This window comes from Pseudomonas sp. URIL14HWK12:I6 (assembly GCF_000514195.1).
Taxonomy (GTDB): domain Bacteria; phylum Pseudomonadota; class Gammaproteobacteria; order Pseudomonadales; family Pseudomonadaceae; genus Aquipseudomonas; species Aquipseudomonas putida_A.
The window spans coordinates 41,322-57,460 of record NZ_AZVL01000001.1 but is presented as its reverse complement, the minus strand read 5'-3'; the positions used below and the strand labels follow the sequence as shown (position 1 = coordinate 57,460).

The 16,139-nt window shown below is 61.5% G+C and carries 15 protein-coding genes; 9 read left to right on the top strand and 6 right to left on the bottom strand.

Going from position 1 to position 16,139, the window contains the following annotated elements; translation table 11 throughout:
* Nucleotides 1-265: 265 nt before the first annotated feature.
* Complete coding sequence (polA, locus tag H043_RS0100300) at nt 266-3,070, bottom strand: DNA polymerase I (protein ID WP_027610237.1); 2,805 nt, start codon at nt 3,068-3,070, stop codon at nt 266-268.
* Between the two features lie 74 nt (nt 3,071-3,144).
* Between polA and H043_RS0100295 the strand changes: the two genes are divergently transcribed.
* Both H043_RS0100295 and H043_RS0100290 read left to right on the top strand, forming a co-directional pair.
* Complete coding sequence (locus H043_RS0100295) at nt 3,145-3,441, top strand: DUF2782 domain-containing protein (RefSeq protein ID WP_007962757.1); 297 nt, start codon at nt 3,145-3,147, stop codon at nt 3,439-3,441.
* 62 nt (nt 3,442-3,503) lie between these two features.
* Nucleotides 3,504-4,457 (top strand): homoserine kinase, encoded by a 954-nt coding sequence (locus tag H043_RS0100290; protein ID WP_027610236.1) that lies wholly within the window; start codon nt 3,504-3,506, stop codon nt 4,455-4,457.
* Nucleotides 4,458-4,548: 91 nt separating this feature from the next.
* Here the strand turns inward: H043_RS0100290 and H043_RS0100285 are convergent, their stop codons facing one another.
* The gene (locus H043_RS0100285; RefSeq protein ID WP_027610235.1) at nt 4,549-5,469 is read right to left on the bottom strand and encodes a zinc ABC transporter substrate-binding protein ZnuA; all 921 of its coding nucleotides are present in this window, start codon (nt 5,467-5,469) and stop codon (nt 4,549-4,551) included.
* A gap of 66 nt (nt 5,470-5,535) precedes the next feature.
* On the opposite strand from H043_RS0100285, the gene H043_RS0100280 reads away from it, so the two are divergent.
* From H043_RS0100280 to H043_RS0100265, 4 genes are read left to right on the top strand one after another with little or no spacing between them, the layout of a single operon-like run.
* Complete coding sequence (locus H043_RS0100280; RefSeq protein WP_027610234.1) at nt 5,536-6,018, top strand: Fur family transcriptional regulator; 483 nt, start codon at nt 5,536-5,538, stop codon at nt 6,016-6,018.
* Nucleotides 6,018-6,803, top strand: coding sequence for a zinc ABC transporter ATP-binding protein ZnuC (gene znuC, locus H043_RS0100275; RefSeq protein WP_027610233.1), 786 nt, complete (start codon nt 6,018-6,020; stop codon nt 6,801-6,803). Before H043_RS0100280 ends, znuC begins: the two co-directional genes overlap by 1 nt.
* Nucleotides 6,796-7,584, top strand: coding sequence for a zinc ABC transporter permease subunit ZnuB (gene znuB / locus H043_RS0100270; protein WP_008081222.1), 789 nt, complete (start codon nt 6,796-6,798; stop codon nt 7,582-7,584). The genes znuC and znuB overlap by 8 nt, the downstream gene beginning before the upstream one ends.
* A 37-nt stretch (nt 7,585-7,621) precedes the next feature.
* Nucleotides 7,622-8,335: a PA5502 family lipoprotein gene (locus H043_RS0100265; RefSeq protein WP_027610232.1), complete on the top strand. Its 714-nt coding sequence runs from the start codon at nt 7,622-7,624 to the stop codon at nt 8,333-8,335.
* A 93-nt stretch (nt 8,336-8,428) separates the two neighbouring features.
* Here the strand turns inward: H043_RS0100265 and katE are convergent, their stop codons facing one another.
* The gene (gene katE / locus H043_RS0100260; RefSeq protein WP_027610231.1) at nt 8,429-10,570 is read right to left on the bottom strand and encodes a catalase HPII; all 2,142 of its coding nucleotides are present in this window, start codon (nt 10,568-10,570) and stop codon (nt 8,429-8,431) included.
* Between the two features lie 260 nt (nt 10,571-10,830).
* Here katE and H043_RS0100255 point away from each other — a divergent pair, with 260 nt between their 5' ends.
* From H043_RS0100255 to H043_RS0100245, 3 genes are all read left to right on the top strand, one after another.
* The gene (locus H043_RS0100255) at nt 10,831-11,838 is read left to right on the top strand and encodes a methionine ABC transporter ATP-binding protein (protein WP_027610230.1); all 1,008 of its coding nucleotides are present in this window, start codon (nt 10,831-10,833) and stop codon (nt 11,836-11,838) included.
* On the top strand, nt 11,838-12,512 hold the full coding sequence (locus H043_RS0100250; RefSeq protein WP_027610229.1) for a methionine ABC transporter permease: 675 nt from the start codon (nt 11,838-11,840) through the stop codon (nt 12,510-12,512). The genes H043_RS0100255 and H043_RS0100250 overlap by 1 nt, the downstream gene beginning before the upstream one ends.
* A 77-nt stretch (nt 12,513-12,589) precedes the next feature.
* A complete protein-coding gene (locus tag H043_RS0100245) occupies nt 12,590-13,360 on the top strand; it encodes a MetQ/NlpA family ABC transporter substrate-binding protein (RefSeq protein WP_027610228.1) in 771 nt (256 codons plus the stop codon).
* A 173-nt stretch (nt 13,361-13,533) separates the two neighbouring features.
* Here the strand turns inward: H043_RS0100245 and H043_RS0100240 are convergent, their stop codons facing one another.
* The 3 genes from H043_RS0100240 to H043_RS0100230 are packed head-to-tail and all read right to left on the bottom strand — an operon-like array spanning nt 13,534 to nt 16,132.
* Nucleotides 13,534-14,169: an SCO family protein gene (locus H043_RS0100240; protein WP_007962772.1), complete on the bottom strand. Its 636-nt coding sequence runs from the start codon at nt 14,167-14,169 to the stop codon at nt 13,534-13,536.
* Nucleotides 14,166-15,065 (bottom strand): heme o synthase, encoded by a 900-nt coding sequence (cyoE, locus tag H043_RS0100235; protein ID WP_027610227.1) that lies wholly within the window; start codon nt 15,063-15,065, stop codon nt 14,166-14,168. Before cyoE ends, H043_RS0100240 begins: the two co-directional genes overlap by 4 nt.
* A complete protein-coding gene (locus H043_RS0100230; protein ID WP_027610226.1) occupies nt 15,053-16,132 on the bottom strand; it encodes a heme A synthase in 1,080 nt (359 codons plus the stop codon). The genes cyoE and H043_RS0100230 overlap by 13 nt, the downstream gene beginning before the upstream one ends.
* Between the last annotated feature and the right edge of the window lie 7 nt (nt 16,133-16,139).

Below are 16,139 nucleotides of genomic sequence, written 5' to 3'. Positions count from 1 at the left end.
CCCGGACTTCATATGGGGAGGGAGAAGTTCCGGGGTTCAAGTTCCGAACCGCTAGGGCGGGGTTCAGATATCTGCCAACACTTAACACAACATAGGAGCATCGAAGGGCTTCACCAGCCATTCAGTATCTCTGAGTAGTGAGTTGTCAGATTAGTTCAGATTTTTTTCAAAAAGCTTTGGAATAACCGCAAGCGCGATTCGAAATAAGCGCTTTTGGGCCGTTTGCCGCGACAGTGTGTCGCGGCAAACGCCCGGTCTAGACGCCTCAGTGCGCCTCATCCCAGTTGTTGCCGACGCCAACTTCCACCAGCAACGGCACGTCCAGTTTCGCCGCTTCGCTCATGTGCAGGCGGATTTCCTGACTCACCTGATCGACCAGATCCTCGCGAACCTCCAGTACCAGTTCGTCGTGCACCTGCAGGATGACTCTGGCGTCCAGCCCGGACGATGCCAGCCAGTTATCCACCGCCACCATGGCTTTCTTGATGATGTCGGCGGCGGTGCCTTGCATCGGCGCGTTGATCGCCGTGCGTTCGGCGGCAGCGCGTTCCTGCGGCTTGTTGGAGTTGATTTCCGGCAGGTACAGACGACGACCGAAGAAGGTCTCGACGTAACCCTGATCCGCTGCCTGCTTGCGGGTGCGCTCCATGTATTCGCGCACACCCGGGTAGCGGGCGAAGTAGGTGTCGATGTAGGCCTTGGCGGTCTTGGTGTCGACGCCGATGTCCTTGCCGAGTTTCTGCGCGCCCATGCCGTAGATCAGGCCGAAGTTGATCGCCTTGGCGCCACGGCGCTGGTCGGACGTCACGTCGCTCAGCTCGACCTTGAATACTTCAGCGGCGGTCGCGGTGTGCACGTCCAGATTGTTGCGGAAGGCGTTCATCAAGCCTTCGTCCTTGGACAAGTGGGCCATGATCCGCAGTTCGATCTGCGAATAGTCCGCTGCCAGCAGTTTGTAGCCTTTGGGCGCGACGAAGGCCTGACGGATACGCCGTCCTTCAGCGGTACGAACCGGAATGTTCTGCAGGTTCGGATCGCTGGAAGACAAGCGCCCGGTCGATGCTACGGCCTGGTGATACGAGGTGTGGATACGCCCGGTGCGCGGGTTGATCTGCTCCGGCAGGCGATCGGTGTAGGTGCTTTTCAGCTTGCTCATGGAACGGTGTTCCATCAGCACTTTCGGCAAGCGGTGATCGTCCTCAGCCAGTTTTGCCAGCACTTCCTCGGCGGTCGATGGCTGGCCCTTGGCGGTTTTCTTTAGTACCGGCAGGCCGAGTTTTTCGTAGAGGATCACGCCCAACTGCTTCGGCGAGCCGAGGTTGAATTCTTCGCCGGCGATCTCGAACGCTTCGCGCTCCAGCGCGACCATCTTGTTGCCCAGTTCGATGCTCTGGATGCCGAGCAGTTCAGCATCGACGAACGCGCCCTGACGCTCGATGCGCGCCAGCACCGGCACCAGCGGAATCTCGATGTCAGTCAGCACGCTGGCCAGGCTCGGGATCGCGCTGAGTTTTTCAAACAGGGTCTGGTGCAGGCGCAGGGTAATGTCTGCGTCTTCGGCGGCGTACGGGCCAGCCTGCTCAAGGGCGATCTGGTCGAAGGTCAGCTGCTTGGCGCCTTTGCCGGCGATGTCCTGGAAGCTCACGGTGGTGTGATCCAGGTACTTCTGCGCGAGGCTGTCCATGTCGTGGCGGGTGGCGGTGGAATTGAGCACGTAGGACTCAAGCATGGTGTCGAAAGCGATGCCGCGCACGGTGATGCCTTCGTTCTGATCACCGCCGATGGCGCAGTTGGCCAGAATGTTCATGTCGAACTTGGCGTGCTGGCCGACCTTGAGTTTGTTCGGGTCTTCCAGAATCGGCTTCAGCGCGCGCAGCACGGTGTCGCGATCCAGCTGCTCGGGCACGCCGATGTAGGAGTGGGTCAGCGGAATGTACGCGGCTTCGTTGGCTTGCACCGCGAACGAAAGGCCGACCAGTTGCGCCTGTTGCGCGTCGATGCCGGTGGTTTCGGTGTCGAAAGCGAACAGCTTGGCGTTGTTCAGTTTCTCCAGCCAGACATCGAAACGCGCCTGATCAAGGATGGTTTCATACGCTGCTTCGGTTGGAGCGGCAGGGGCTTCTTCTGCGGGGGCGCTGAACAGATCGCCAGCCGGCGCAGGTTCGGCGGCCGCGCTCAGTTCCTGGCGCTTGGCGTCACGATCCAGATCATTCAGCCAGCTCTTGAATTCCAGCAGGGTGTACAGCTCGTAGAGCTTGGCCGGGTCTTCCGCGCCCATCTGCAGGTCATCGAGGCCGATGTCCAGCGGCACGTCGACCTTGATGGTCGCCAGTTGATAGGAGAGGAAAGCCATCTCCTTGTGCTCTTCAAGCTTGGCCGGCAGGGTCTTGGCCCCACGAATTGGCAGGGTCGGGACGATGTCGAGATTCGCGTACAGCTCGGTCAGGCCGCCGTTGACGCCGACCAGCAGGCCGGAAGCGGTCTTTGGACCGATGCCGGGAACCCCCGGAATGTTGTCGGAAGAATCGCCCATCAGCGCCAGATAATCGATGATCTGCTCGGGTGCGACGCCGAATTTCTCCTTCACGCCCTCCACATCCATCGAGCTACCGGACATGGTGTTGACCAAGGTAATGTGGCCATCGACCAGTTGTGCCATGTCTTTGTCGCCGGTGGAGATGATCACCGGACGATCCGCCGCCGCGCTACTGCGTGCCAGGGTGCCGATCACGTCGTCAGCCTCGACGCCTTCCACGCACAGCAGCGGGAAGCCGAGGGCGATCACACTCTGGTGCAGCGGTTCGATCTGCACGCGCATGTCGTCGGGCATGCTTGGGCGGTTGGCCTTGTATTCGGCGTACATCTCATCGCGAAACGTCCCGCCCTTGGCATCGAAGACCACGGCGAACGGGCTGTCCGGGTACTGCTTGCGCAGACTCTTGAGCATGTTCAGCACACCTTTGACCGCGCCGGTCGGCAGGCCTTTGGAGGTGGTCAGCGGTGGCAGGGCATGGAAAGCGCGGTACAGGTAAGACGAACCGTCCACCAGGACGAGGGGGGCTTGGCTCATGAGCAGAATCAACCTTTTCGGCGGGCCCGGCGCTAGAATAGCGGGACCGTTGACGACAAAGGGACAAGGTTATCATGCGTACGTTAAATCGCTTGCTGCTGGTCGGTTTGATTGCGGCCTCACCATTGGCCGCGATGGCGGCGGATGATGCGCCGTCAAAGGAGCCGGAAGTTACCATTAACACGCACACCGAAGGCGACAAGGTCATTCAGGAATACAGCCGCAGTGGCTTTGTGTATGCGATCAAGGTCACGCCGAAGGGCGGCAAACCGTATTTTCTGGTGCGCGCCGATGGTTCGGACGTGAACTACATCCGTTCCGACCAGCCGGATATGCTGATTCCGTCGTGGGAAATCTTTACCTGGAAGTAAGATTCCTGACTTTTTAATCGGCGCCGCTTGATCGCGGCGCCCGAACTGAGCAGTTTTTAACCATGTCTGTGTTCACCCCCCTGGCTCGGCCCGAGCTGGAAACCTTTCTCGCCCCTTACGGGCTCGGCCGTCTGCTTGATTTCCAGGGGATCGCCGCCGGCAGCGAAAACACCAATTTCTTTATCAGCCTGGAGCAGGGCGAATTCGTCCTGACCCTGGTCGAGCGCGGCCCGGTGCAGGAAATGCCGTTCTTCATCGACCTGCTCGACGTGCTGCACGAGGCCGATCTGCCGGTGCCCTACGCGCTGCGTACCACTGACGGCGTGGCCCTGCGTGAACTGAAGGGTAAACCGGCATTGCTCCAGCCGCGGTTGTCCGGCAAGCACATCAAAGTCGCCAACGCCCAGCATTGCGCGCAGGTCGGTGAGTTGCAGGCGCATCTGCACTTGGCGACCCAGGGCGAGCGCATGATCAAGCGCAAGACCGATCGCGGCCTGGACTGGATGCTGGAGGAGGGCACGGAGTTTCTTTCGCATCTGGCGGACGAGCCGCGTGTGCTGCTGCGCAAGGCGCTGGATGAAATCACTGTGCAGAAAGAAAGAATTCTCGCGCTGCCACGGGCCAACATTCACGCCGATCTGTTCCGCGATAACGCGATGTTCGAAGGCACGCACCTGACCGGGTTGATTGACTTCTACAACGCCTGCTCGGGACCGATGCTCTATGACGTGGCGATTGCCTTGAACGACTGGTGTTCGGACGAGGAAGGCTTGATTGACGGGCCGCGTGCCCGCGCATTCCTCGGCGCCTATGCGGCGCTGCGTCCGTTCACTGCCGCTGAAGCGGAGCTATGGCCGACCCTGCTGCGTGTGGCGTGTGTGCGGTTCTGGCTGTCGCGGTTGATCGCCGCCGAGCAGTTTGCCGGGCAGGACGTGCTGATTCACGATCCGCGGGAGTTCGAGCAGCGCTTGGCGCAGCGGCAGCAGGTGCATACACCGCTGCCTTTCGCCCTTTAAAAGCTTCGCGAGCAGGCTCGCTCCCACAGGGTCTCGGCGATCCTGTGGGAGCGAGCCTGCTCGCGAATGGGGGCAACACCTATGCTGGGGATTACAGAGATTCCAGGCACCCGGCCAAATCGTTGCCCAGCTTCTCCAGCACCTGCTCATACCCCTGAGCTGTCGCCGGTGTATAGCCGCCCAACGCATCCAGCTCCGCCAGTTTCACCGGCAGGCCCGCCACCAGGGTTTCCGCCAGACGTGGACGCAGCGGCGGTTCGCTGAACACACAGGTCTTGCCCACTTCCTGCAGACGCTTGCGCATCGCAGCCACATGCTGCGCACCCGGCTGCACTTCGGCGGCAACGCTGAACACGCCAGTGTGTTTCAGGCCGTAAGCGTCTTCGAAGTAATCGAAGGCTTCGTGGAACACGAAGTAGGGTTTGCCTTCAATGCCGGCCAGACGGTTTTTCAGTCGTGCATCCAGCGCATCGAGGCGTTCGTCGAAGGCTTTTGCATTGCTCTGATAGCGTTCGGCGTTGGCTGGGTCGGCAGCGCTCAAATCAGTCGCCATTTTGGCGGCAATAACCCGCGCGTTGACCGGCGATAGCCACAAATGCGCATCGAGCGTGCCCGGGCGGTGATCGTGATCATGCTCGTCGGCGTCTTCGGCATGGGAATGGCTGTCTTCGGCAAAGCGGCGCAGTTTCATGCCGGGCAGATCCTGCACGGCAACGCTTGGCAGCGTACGACCGTTGAGCACGCGCGGCAGGAAACCTTCCATGTCCGGGCCGATCCAGTACAGCAGGTCCACCGATTGCACCTTGCGCACGTCGGACGGGCGCAACGCGTAGTTGTGCGGCGACGCGCCCGGCGGCAGCAGCACTTCCGGGATGGCCACGCCGTCCTGCACCGCGGCGGCAATCAACTGCAGCGGTTTGATGCTGGTGAGAACCCTGACCTCGGCCTGAGCCGAACCGATCAGCAGAAAACTGGCGATAAACGCCACAAAAACAGAAAAAAGTCGGGACACGATGACCACTCAAGGAGGCGAGAACGGGTAACATAATAACGTCTCTATCAAAACGCGTCGCCGCCCATGCCTATTACACCGATTGCCAGCCGTCCCCACGACCACTCTCATTGCGTGCACAGCGCACTGACCGAGGCCGATACCTTGTGCGCCCAGAAAGGCCTGCGCCTGACTGCGTTGCGCCGGCGGGTGCTGGAGCTGGTGTGGCAGAGCCACAAGCCGCTGGGCGCCTACGACATTCTGGCGGTACTGAGCGAGCAGGACGGTCGCCGCGCCGCGCCGCCGACCGTGTACCGCGCGCTGGATTTCCTCCTGGAAAACGGCTTGGTGCACCGCATCTCCTCGCTCAACGCCTTCGTCGGTTGTGTGCATCCCGAGCATGCGCATCAGGGCCAGTTCCTGATCTGCCGCGACTGCCACGCCGCGATCGAGCTGGAACAGAAAGCCATCAGCGACGCGATCATCCACAGCGCCAGGGATGTCGGTTTCATCGTCGAAGCGCAGACCGTCGAAGTGGTCGGCCTGTGCTCCGGTTGCCAGGGGGCTTGATGAGCAACCCGTTGATCCGTCTTGAGCAGGTTGCCGTCACTTTTGCCGGGCAGACCGTGTTGGACAACATCGAGCTGAGCGTCGAACCGGGACAGATCGTCACCCTGATCGGCCCCAACGGCGCCGGCAAGACCACTCTGGTGCGCGCCGTGCTTGGCCTGCTGAAACCGGACAGCGGCAGCGTCTGGCGCAAGCCGAAACTGCGCGTCGGCTACATGCCGCAAAAGCTGCACGTCGATCCGACCCTGCCGCTGTCGGTACTGCGCTTCCTGCGCCTGGTGCCCGGCGTAGACCGTCCGCGTGCGCTGGCAGCGCTCAAGGAAGTCGGCGCCGAACATGTCATCGACAGCCCGGTGCAAAGTGTTTCCGGCGGTGAAATGCAGCGCGTGCTGCTGGCTCGGGCGCTTTTGCGCGAGCCTGAGCTGCTGGTGCTGGATGAGCCGGTGCAGGGCGTCGACGTCGCCGGGCAGGCCGAGCTATACAGCCTGATTACCCGCCTGCGCGACCGTCACGGTTGCGGCGTGCTGATGGTGTCCCACGATTTGCATCTGGTGATGAGTACCACTGATCAGGTGGTTTGTCTGAATCGCCACGTCTGCTGCTCCGGGCATCCCGAGCAGGTCAGCGGCGATCCGGCGTTTGTCGAGCTGTTCGGCAAGAATGCGCCGAGCCTGGCGATCTATCACCACCATCACGACCACGCCCACGACCTGCACGGTTCGGTGGTCAAGGCGCCCGGTGCGGGCCACACCCACGTTCACGGAGACCACTGCAAGCATGGCTGATTTTCTGTTGTATGCCCTGCTTGCAGGTCTGGCGCTGGCGCTGGTGGCCGGGCCATTGGGTTCGTTCGTGGTCTGGCGGCGCATGGCCTATTTCGGCGACACCCTGTCACACGCTGCGCTGCTTGGCGTCGCCCTGGGCTTTCTGCTGGATGTCAGCCCAACGGTCGCGGTGACCGTCGGCTGCCTGCTGCTGGCGGTGCTGCTGGTGACCTTGCAACAGCGTCAGCCGCTGGCCTCCGACACGCTTTTGGGAATTCTCGCACCGAGCACGCTCTCTCTCGGGCTGGTGGTACTAAGCTTCATGCATGAAGTGCGGATCGACCTGATGGCCTATCTGTTCGGCGACCTGCTGGCGATCAGCCCGACCGATCTGGCGTGGATCCTCGGCGGCAGCGCGGCGGTGCTGGTGCTGCTGGTGACGCTGTGGCGGCCGCTGCTGGCGATCACTGTGCATGAGGAATTGGCCAAGGTCGAAGGCCTGCCGGTGGCGGGCCTGCGCATGGCGCTGATGCTGTTGATTGCGGTGGTGATCGCGGTGGCGATGAAAATCGTCGGTGTGTTGCTGATTACTTCGCTGCTGATCATTCCGGCGGCTGCGGCACAACGTCACGCCCGCTCGCCGGAGCAGATGGCCGTGGGCGCGAGCCTGCTGGGCATGCTCGCCGTGTGTGGCGGGCTGGCGTTGTCATGGTTCAAGGACACCCCGGCGGGGCCGTCGATCGTTGTGACGGCGGCCGCACTGTTTCTGCTGAGTTTTGTTCTGCCCCGTCGAGGGGTGTAGACTTGCTCGCTTTTTGCGCAATTAGAGAGTCGCAGGAATGAAGCCGTTCGCCTCCCGTTATCTGCTCCTTGTCGCATTTTCCGTGCTGCTGGGCGCCTGCCAAAGCACGCCGCCGGTGGCCGAAGCCCCCGACGCGCGGGCCACGGCCATCGCACAGCTGGAGCAAAGCCTGGCCAGCAGCGAACTGGCCACCGCCGAAGACCAACTGGCCGCCTTGCAGGCACAAACCCCCAACGATCAGTCCCTGGAGCAATACCAGCGCCAGTTGGCTGAGGCCTACCTGCGCCGCAGCCAGATCGTATTGCAAAAGGGTGATGTGAACGCCGCAGCCACTGCGCTGAGCCGTGCCCGTGCCCTGATGCCGAAAGCCCCGGCGCTGACCGGTGGCGTCAATGGTGCCATCACCGAAGCGCGCAAAGCCGAGCTGGAGAAAGCCGAAGCGGCGCTGCTGGCGGCCGAAGCCAAGCCGAAAGCCAAGGTCATCGATCCGACTGCCGAAAGCACCACGGTGGCGCTGAACATTAACGATAGCCGCAAGCTTCGCCGGCAACTCGACGCAATCGCCGCCGATGTGGTGAATTATGAGTGTGCCGTGAGCATCCAGGCGCCGCGTACCCAGGACTACCCTTGGCTGGCGACGTTGCTGAGCAAGCGGGTGAAGAAACTCAATCCGGATTTCGAGCTGCAGATCGAGAAGCAGATTCTGCGCACGGTGCCGGCGCAGATGGTCTTGAGCCCGCGTAAACCTTAAAAGCTTCGCGAGCAGGCTCGCTCCCACAGGTACAGCGTGAACCCTGTGGGAGCGAGCCTGCTCGCGAAAGCGTCCTCTCAGCCAGCCAAGAACTTAAGCTGGAATGGCCTTAGCCTTAGGCTCCCGCGCCCAGACCCGATGCTGCCCGATCGCCGCGAAGAACGGCTTGGTCAACCCCGGCACATCCTTGCCCTGCAGCAGTCCTGCATCCGCTTCCAGCTTCAGTAGATCCTGTAACTGCTTGGCCTCGCCGTGCAGCGCAATCGCCTTGAGGTGCTTGTAGGCTTCCAGCAGGTAATGCAGCGCCACGCCATCGCCACTCAACGCCTTGATCGACGCCGCACCACCCGGCACGAACACCGCATCGAAGATCACTGAAGGCATACCTTCCATGGATGCGTCCACCGGCAGGGCTTTGCCGTCGGCAGTCTTCACCGGTGCCGATGTCGGGCCGAGCAGCTTGGCGTGCGCACCTTGCGCCGCCAAGGCTTTCTTCATCGCATCGATCGCCGCACCATCGACGCCGTTAGCGGCAAGAATCGCCACTTTGCGAGTTTTGATGTCCTCTGGCAGCAGATTCGCCTGACTCAGCGCTGGTGAATGATCGAACGAAGTCTCGCGCACCTCGACCGTGCCTTTGCTCGGCGCCGGCAACCCGAGGTTGGCCGCGACACGTTTGGCCAATTCCAGGTCAATGTTGGCGAGAATCTCATTCACCTGCCGTGCACGGATGAACTCGCGTTCGACCTTGCCCAGCTCGAAGCTGTAGGCGGCAATGATGTGCTCCTTCTCGTGCTCACTCATGCTGTTGAAGAACAGCCGCGCCTGCGAGAAGTGATCGCTGAACGACTCGCTGCGCTGGCGGATCTTGTTCGCATCGATGCGTTCCGGGTAGCTCTCGAAGCCGCCGTCCTGCGCGGCTGGCGGAGTCTCTTTCGGCCAGCCGCCATCAATCGAGTTCGGCTCGTAGGACGCGCGCCCCTTGTCGATCACTGTACGGTGCTGCGCGTCGCGCTGGCCGTTGTGGAACGGTGCGACCGGGCGGTTAATCGGCAGCTCATGAAAGTTCGGCCCACCCAGTCGGCTGATTTGCGTGTCGGTGTAGGAAAACAGCCGACCTTGCAGCAGCGGGTCATTGGAGAAATCGATGCCGGGCACGATGTGGCCCGGGCAGAATGCGACCTGCTCGGTCTCGGCAAAGAAGTTGTCCGGGTTGCGGTTCAGGGTCATCTTGCCCAGCGGGGTGATCGGCACGATTTCTTCGGGGATCAGCTTGGTCGGGTCGAGGATGTCGAAATCGAAGTCATGTTCGTTTTCCTCCTCGATGATCTGCACACCCAGCTCCCATTCCGGGTAGTCGCCCATCTCGATGGCTTCCCAGAGATCGCGACGGTGGTAGTCGGTGTCTTTACCGGCGAGCTTCTGCGCTTCGTCCCACACCAGCGAACAGGTGCCGGCAGTCGGGCGCCAGTGGAATTTGACGAAGCGCGATTTGCCCTCGGCGTTGACCAGGCGGAAGGTGTGCACGCCAAAGCCCTGCATGCTGCGCAGGCTTTTCGGGATTGCCCGGTCGGACATCGCCCAGATCACCATGTGCGCCGATTCCGGCACCAGCGAGACGAAGTCCCAGAACGTGTCGTGGGCCGAGCCGCCGGTTGGGATCTCATTGTGCGGCTCGGGTTTCACCGCGTGGACAAAGTCGGGGAACTTGATCGCGTCCTGGATGAAGAACACTGGCATGTTGTTGCCGACCAGATCGAAGTTGCCCTCGTCGGTGAAGAACTTCACCGCGAAACCGCGCACGTCGCGCACGGTGTCACCGGAACCGCGCGGCCCCTGCACCGTGGAAAAACGTACGAACACCGGAGTCTTTTTCCCCGGATCCTGCAGGAAGCCGGCCTTGGTCAGCGTCGAATGGTTCTCATAGGCCTGAAAGAAACCATGCGCGCCAGTGCCGCGCGCGTGAACAATGCGCTCCGGAATGCGTTCGTGGTCAAAGTGCGTGATTTTCTCACGCATGATGAAGTCTTCCAGCAACGACGGCCCGCGCGGGCCGGCCTTGAGGGTGTTTTGGTTATCGGCGACCTTCACCCCTTGGTTGGTGCGCAGGGCCTGGCCGGTAGCGTCGGAGCGAAATTTCTCCAGGCTGTCGAGTTTGGCGTTGGTGTTGGCGCGATCCTTGGTATCGGTTCCGGCCAGCTGGCTTTTGTCGGTCGTAGGTTTCTTGCTGCTCATCAGACGTAAACTCCTCGGTTGACCCCGTTTCAACGGGGACTCTTGAGCGTTTCCGGGCACGGTTACCCAGGGTTTCAAGTCGCTTAACTAGTGACCAATGAGCAGGAACGGGCGTTCCTTTTTTATGACCTTTGATCTTGTTATTGCCAAATCGAAGGTTAATTGCGAAATAAATGCTAAGAACCTCTATACGGACAGGCTAAAATGCGCGCCCGGCTAACCGCTGATCCTTTTCTAACGCGCCCCACAAGGTTCGCTACGTGATCGAGTTTCAAAACGTCCACAAAACTTACCGCGTCGCCGGTAAGGACATCCCCGCCCTGCACCCGACCAGTCTTTCGATTGAAAACGGTCAGGTCTTCGGCCTGATCGGCCATTCCGGTGCGGGAAAAAGTACCCTGCTGCGTCTGATCAATCGCCTGGAAGATTCCAGCGGCGGCAAGATCATCGTCGACGGCGAAGAAGTCACCGCGCTGGACGCCAACGGCCTGCGCCGTTTCCGCCAGCAGGTCGGGATGATCTTCCAGCACTTCAACCTGCTCGCCTCCAAGACCGTGGCCGACAACGTTGCGCTGCCGCTGACCCTGGCCGGCGAACTGTCGAGCAGTGAAATCAATCAACGCGTCGCCGAGTTGCTGGCCCGGGTCGGTCTGTCCGATCACGCCAAAAAGTACCCGGCACAATTGTCCGGCGGCCAGAAACAGCGCGTCGGCATCGCCCGCGCCCTGGCGACCAAGCCGAAAATTCTGCTGTGCGACGAGGCCACCAGCGCTCTCGACCCGCAGACCACCGCGTCGGTTCTGCAACTGCTGGCCGAGATCAATCGTGAACTGAAGCTGACCATCGTCCTGATCACCCACGAGATGGATGTGATCCGTCGCGTCTGCGATCAGGTGGCAGTGATGGACGCAGGGGTGATCGTCGAGCAGGGTTCGGTAGCCGATGTGTTCCTGCATCCGCAGCACCCGACCACCAAGCGTTTCGTCCAGGAAAGCGAGCAGATCGACGAAAGCGAACAGCGCGACGACTTCGCTCACGTGCCGGGCCGCATCGTGCGTCTGACCTTCCAGGGCGAAGCGACCTACGCGCCGTTGCTCGGTACCGTTGCCCGGGAAACCGGGGTCGACTACAGCATCCTCGCCGGCCGCATCGACCGCATCAAAGACATTCCTTACGGGCAGTTGACCCTCGCCGTCACCGGTGGCGACATGGAAGCGGCGTTCGCCCGCTTCACCGCCGCTGACGTTCACATGGAGGTGCTGCGTTAATGGAAATGCTCAAGGCTTTCTTCGAAAACATCGATTGGCTGGAAATCTGGCTGGCCACCGGCGACACCATGCTGATGCTCGGCGGTTCGCTGCTGTTCACCGTGCTGCTCGGCCTGCCGCTGGGCGTGCTGCTGTTTCTCTGCAGCCCGCGCCAGTTGCTGGAAAACCGTGGCCTCTACGCCTTCATGTCGTTGGCGGTGAACATCCTGCGCTCGCTGCCGTTCATCATTCTGTTGATCGTGATGATCCCGTTCACCGTGCTGATCACCGGCACCTCGCTGGGCGTGGCCGGTGCGATTCCGCCGCTGGTGGTGGGTGCGACGCCGTTCTTCGCGCGTCTGGTGGAAACTGCGCTGCGTGAAGTCGATCGCGGCATCATCGAAGCCACCCAGTCGATGGGCGCGACCACCCGGCAGATCATCATGAATGCCTTGCTGCCGGAAGCCCGTCCGGGCATCTTCGCGGCGATTACGGTGACGGCGATTACGCTTGTGTCCTACACGGCGATGGCCGGTGTGGTCGGCGCCGGTGGTCTGGGTGACCTGGCGATCCGTTTCGGCTACCAGCGTTTCCAGACTGACGTGATGATCGTCACCGTGGTGTTGCTGCTGATACTGGTACAAGTGCTGCAAATGGTCGGCGACCGTCTGGTCGTGCATTTCTCGCGCAAATAACCGGTTTTTGTAATCAAGAGATGAGCCGGCCATTCGCTGGCAGGCGCCAGACGGGCGCCTCATAAGGAGTTAGCTGAATGAAAAAACTGATCGCTGCTTTCGCTGCCGTAGCCGCTTTTTCGGCCCACGCTGAAACCCTGACCGTTGCCGCCACCCCGGTGCCGCACGCGGAAATCCTCGAATTCGTGAAGCCGGCCCTGGCCAAAGAAGGCGTGGATCTGAAGGTCAAGGTCTTCACCGACTACATTCAGCCGAACGTGCAGGTGGCTGAAAAGCGCCTGGACGCCAACTTCTTCCAGCACCAGCCGTACCTCGATGAGTTCAACAAGGCCAAGGGCACCAGCCTGGTGGCGGTGACCGGCGTGCATCTGGAGCCGCTGGGCGCCTACTCGAACAAGATCAAGGATCTGAAGGACCTGCCAAGCGGCGCCAACGTGGTGATTCCGAACGACGCCACCAACGGCGGCCGTGCGCTGTTGCTGCTGGCCAAGGCTGGCCTGATCACCCTGAAGGATCCGACCAACATTCTGTCGACCCCGAAAGACATCGCGCAGAACCCGAAAGACCTGAAAATCCGTGAACTGGAAGCCGCGACCATCCCGCGCGTGCTGACCCAGGTCGATCTGGCGCTGATCAACACCAACTACGCGCTGGAAGCCAAACTCGACCCGTCCAAGGATGCGCTGGTGATCGAAGGCAACGACTCGCCATACGTTAACATCCTGGTGTCCCGTGCGGACAACAAGGACAGCGCCGCGATGCAGAAACTGGCGGCTGCGCTGCACAGCCCGGAAGTGAAGAAATTCATTACCGAGAAGTACAAAGGCGCGGTATTGCCGGCGTTCTGATTTAGATTGCTGCAACGAAAAGGGGGCGCCATGAGCGCCCCCTTTTTTGTGCCCGGAACACCGTCCCTGTGGGAGCGGGCTTGCTCGCGAATGCGTTGTGTCAGCCAACATTTCTTTATCTGACCCATTGCATTCGCGAGCAAGCCCGCTCCCACAATGGTTCAGTGTTGTTGCTACTTGCGGTTAAGCATTACCGGGAGCTGCGCAACCAGTTTGGCGTTGTTCAGCGGCGCCCGGATGAACCCACGCTGCGTCCCGTCCGGGCCGATCACCGCCAGGTTGCCACTGTGATCCACCGTGTAATTCGGTTTGCTGGTATCGGCCGGAATGAACGGAATACTCACCGCATTCGCGACCTTCTGCAGTTCTTCGATCGACTTCGGCGTCAGGCCCACGAACTGTGGATCGAAGTAGCCCAGGTACTGCTTCAACTGCTGCGGATTATCGCGGTTCGGGTCGACGCTGACCAGCACGATCTGCAACTTATCCACCGCGTCTTTGGGCAATTCGCTCTTGATCTGGCGCAGTTGGGCGAGGGTGGTCGGGCAGATGTCCGGGCAGAAGGTGTAGCCGAAGAACAGCAGGCTCCACTTGCCTTTCAACTCGTCGATTGCGACCGGTTGGCCGTCCTGATTGGTCATGGTCACGCCCGGCAGGGTGCGGCTCTGCGGCAGCAGGATGATGCCGGCGTCGATCAGCGCGGTGGGGTCGCCCTGGCCTTTGCCACTCAGGACTTTGTTGACGGTCAGTCCCAGGATCAGCGCGATCACGGCGACGAGGATGAAGACGGTTTTCTGGGTTCGAGTCATAGGTTCAACAGTAAGTAGTGGTCTACGAGCAGTGCGATGAACAACAGGAACAAGTAATAAATAGAGTACTTGAAGGTGTTGATCGCCGCGTGCGGCCGAGTGCCACGGTACAGCACCACGGCCCATTGCAGAAACCTAGCGCCCAGCGCCAGCGCGCAAACCAGATACAGCAGGCCGCTCATATGGATCACATACGGCAGCAGGCTCACCGCGAGCAGGGCGAAGGTGTACAGCAGAATATGCACCTTGGTGTAGTGCTCGCCGTGGGTTACCGGCAGCATCGGGATGTCGGCCTTGGCGTACTCCTCCTTGCGATGGATCGCCAGCGCCCAGAAGTGCGGCGGGGTCCAGGCGAAGATGATCAGCACCAGCAGCAACGGTTCGGCGCTGATATGGCCGGTAGCGGCGGTCCAGCCGAGCAGCGGAGGGGCGGCGCCGGCAAGACCGCCGATGACGATGTTCTGTGGCGTCGCGCGTTTGAGGAAGCCGGTGTAGATCACCGCGTAGCCGAGTAACGAAGCGAGGGTCAGCCACGCGGTCAGCGCATTGGTGAACGTCAGCAGCATCGCCTGCCCGAGCAGCGCCAGCACCAGCGCAAAGGTCAGCGCCGCTGCCGGCGAAATCCGGCCCTCGGCCAATGGCCGTTTGTGCGTGCGCGCCATCACCGCGTCGATACGCCGATCGACCACATGATTGACCGCCGCCGCGCCGCCGGCACACAACGCAATCCCCAGATTGCCGAACACCAGTACCGTCCACGGCACCCCGGCGCGGGTCGCGAGGAACATGCCGACCAGCGAGGTGATCAGCATCAGCACCACCACTTTCGGCTTGGTCAGCTCCAGATAGTCACGCCACAGCGCTTGCGCGGGACGTTCGCCGATCAGAAGCGCCATGGCGTTTCTCCTTTTATCGTGATGGGCGCAGCCGAATGTTTACGTGGGCTCAAACGCCAGCGCGCCAACATCGGCTGTTTGACCCGAACCAGACTGGTGCGCGCGTGGTAATTGACCAGCACCATGCTCAGCAGTAGCGCGGCGCCACCGGCGTTGTGGGCCACGGCCACCGGCAGCGGCAGATGGAACAACACGTTGCTGATGCCGAGGGTGATCTGTGCGCCGAGGGCAATGACGACTAGCCCGGCCAAACGCGTCATGCCGACAGCCCTGAGTTGCCAGGCTAGACCGAGCAGGACGATCGTCACCAGCAGCGCGCCGATGCGGTGGGTCAGGTGAATCGCTGTGCGTGCATCGCTGTCGAGTTGGCCGCCGAGATAATTGGGGCCGATGTGCTGGGTCAGGTGAAAGCCGTTGGCAAAGTCCGCCGGTGGCAGCCATTGACCGTGGCAGGTCGGGAAGTCGATGCAGGCCACCGCCGCGTAGTTGGAACTGACCCAACCACCCAGTGCGATCTGGCCGATCACCAGCAACAGCCCCGCCGTTGCCCAATACTGCAAGCGCTTGGGCACGGTCAGTGCCGGCAGCACCCCGGACAATCTCAAGGTCAGCAAAAACAGCAGACTCAAGGTCGCAAAACCGCCGAGCAGATGCCCGGTGACCACTTGCGGCCAGAGCTTGAGCGTCACCGTCCACATGCCGAACGCCGCTTGGGCGAACACCACCGCCAGCAGAAACAGCGGCAGTTTCAGCGGCTGGCCCGGATGACCACGATTGACCCAAGCACGCCCGGCCAGAATCGCAATCAGCAGGCCGAGAGTGCCGGCGAAGTAGCGGTGGATCATCTCGTTCCAGCCCTTGTGCGCCACCACCGGCGAGTCGGGGTAATGCAGTTCGGCATGGGCCAGTTGGGCTTCGCTTTTCGGCACGCTGATAAAGCCATAGCAGCCCGGCCAGTCCGGGCAGCCGAGACCGGCGTGGGTCAGGCGAGTGTAGGCGCCGAGCAGCACGACGAGCAGTGCCAGCAGGGTGGCAAACAGCGCGAGGCGAAATCCAGGTTTGGCCATGACGATG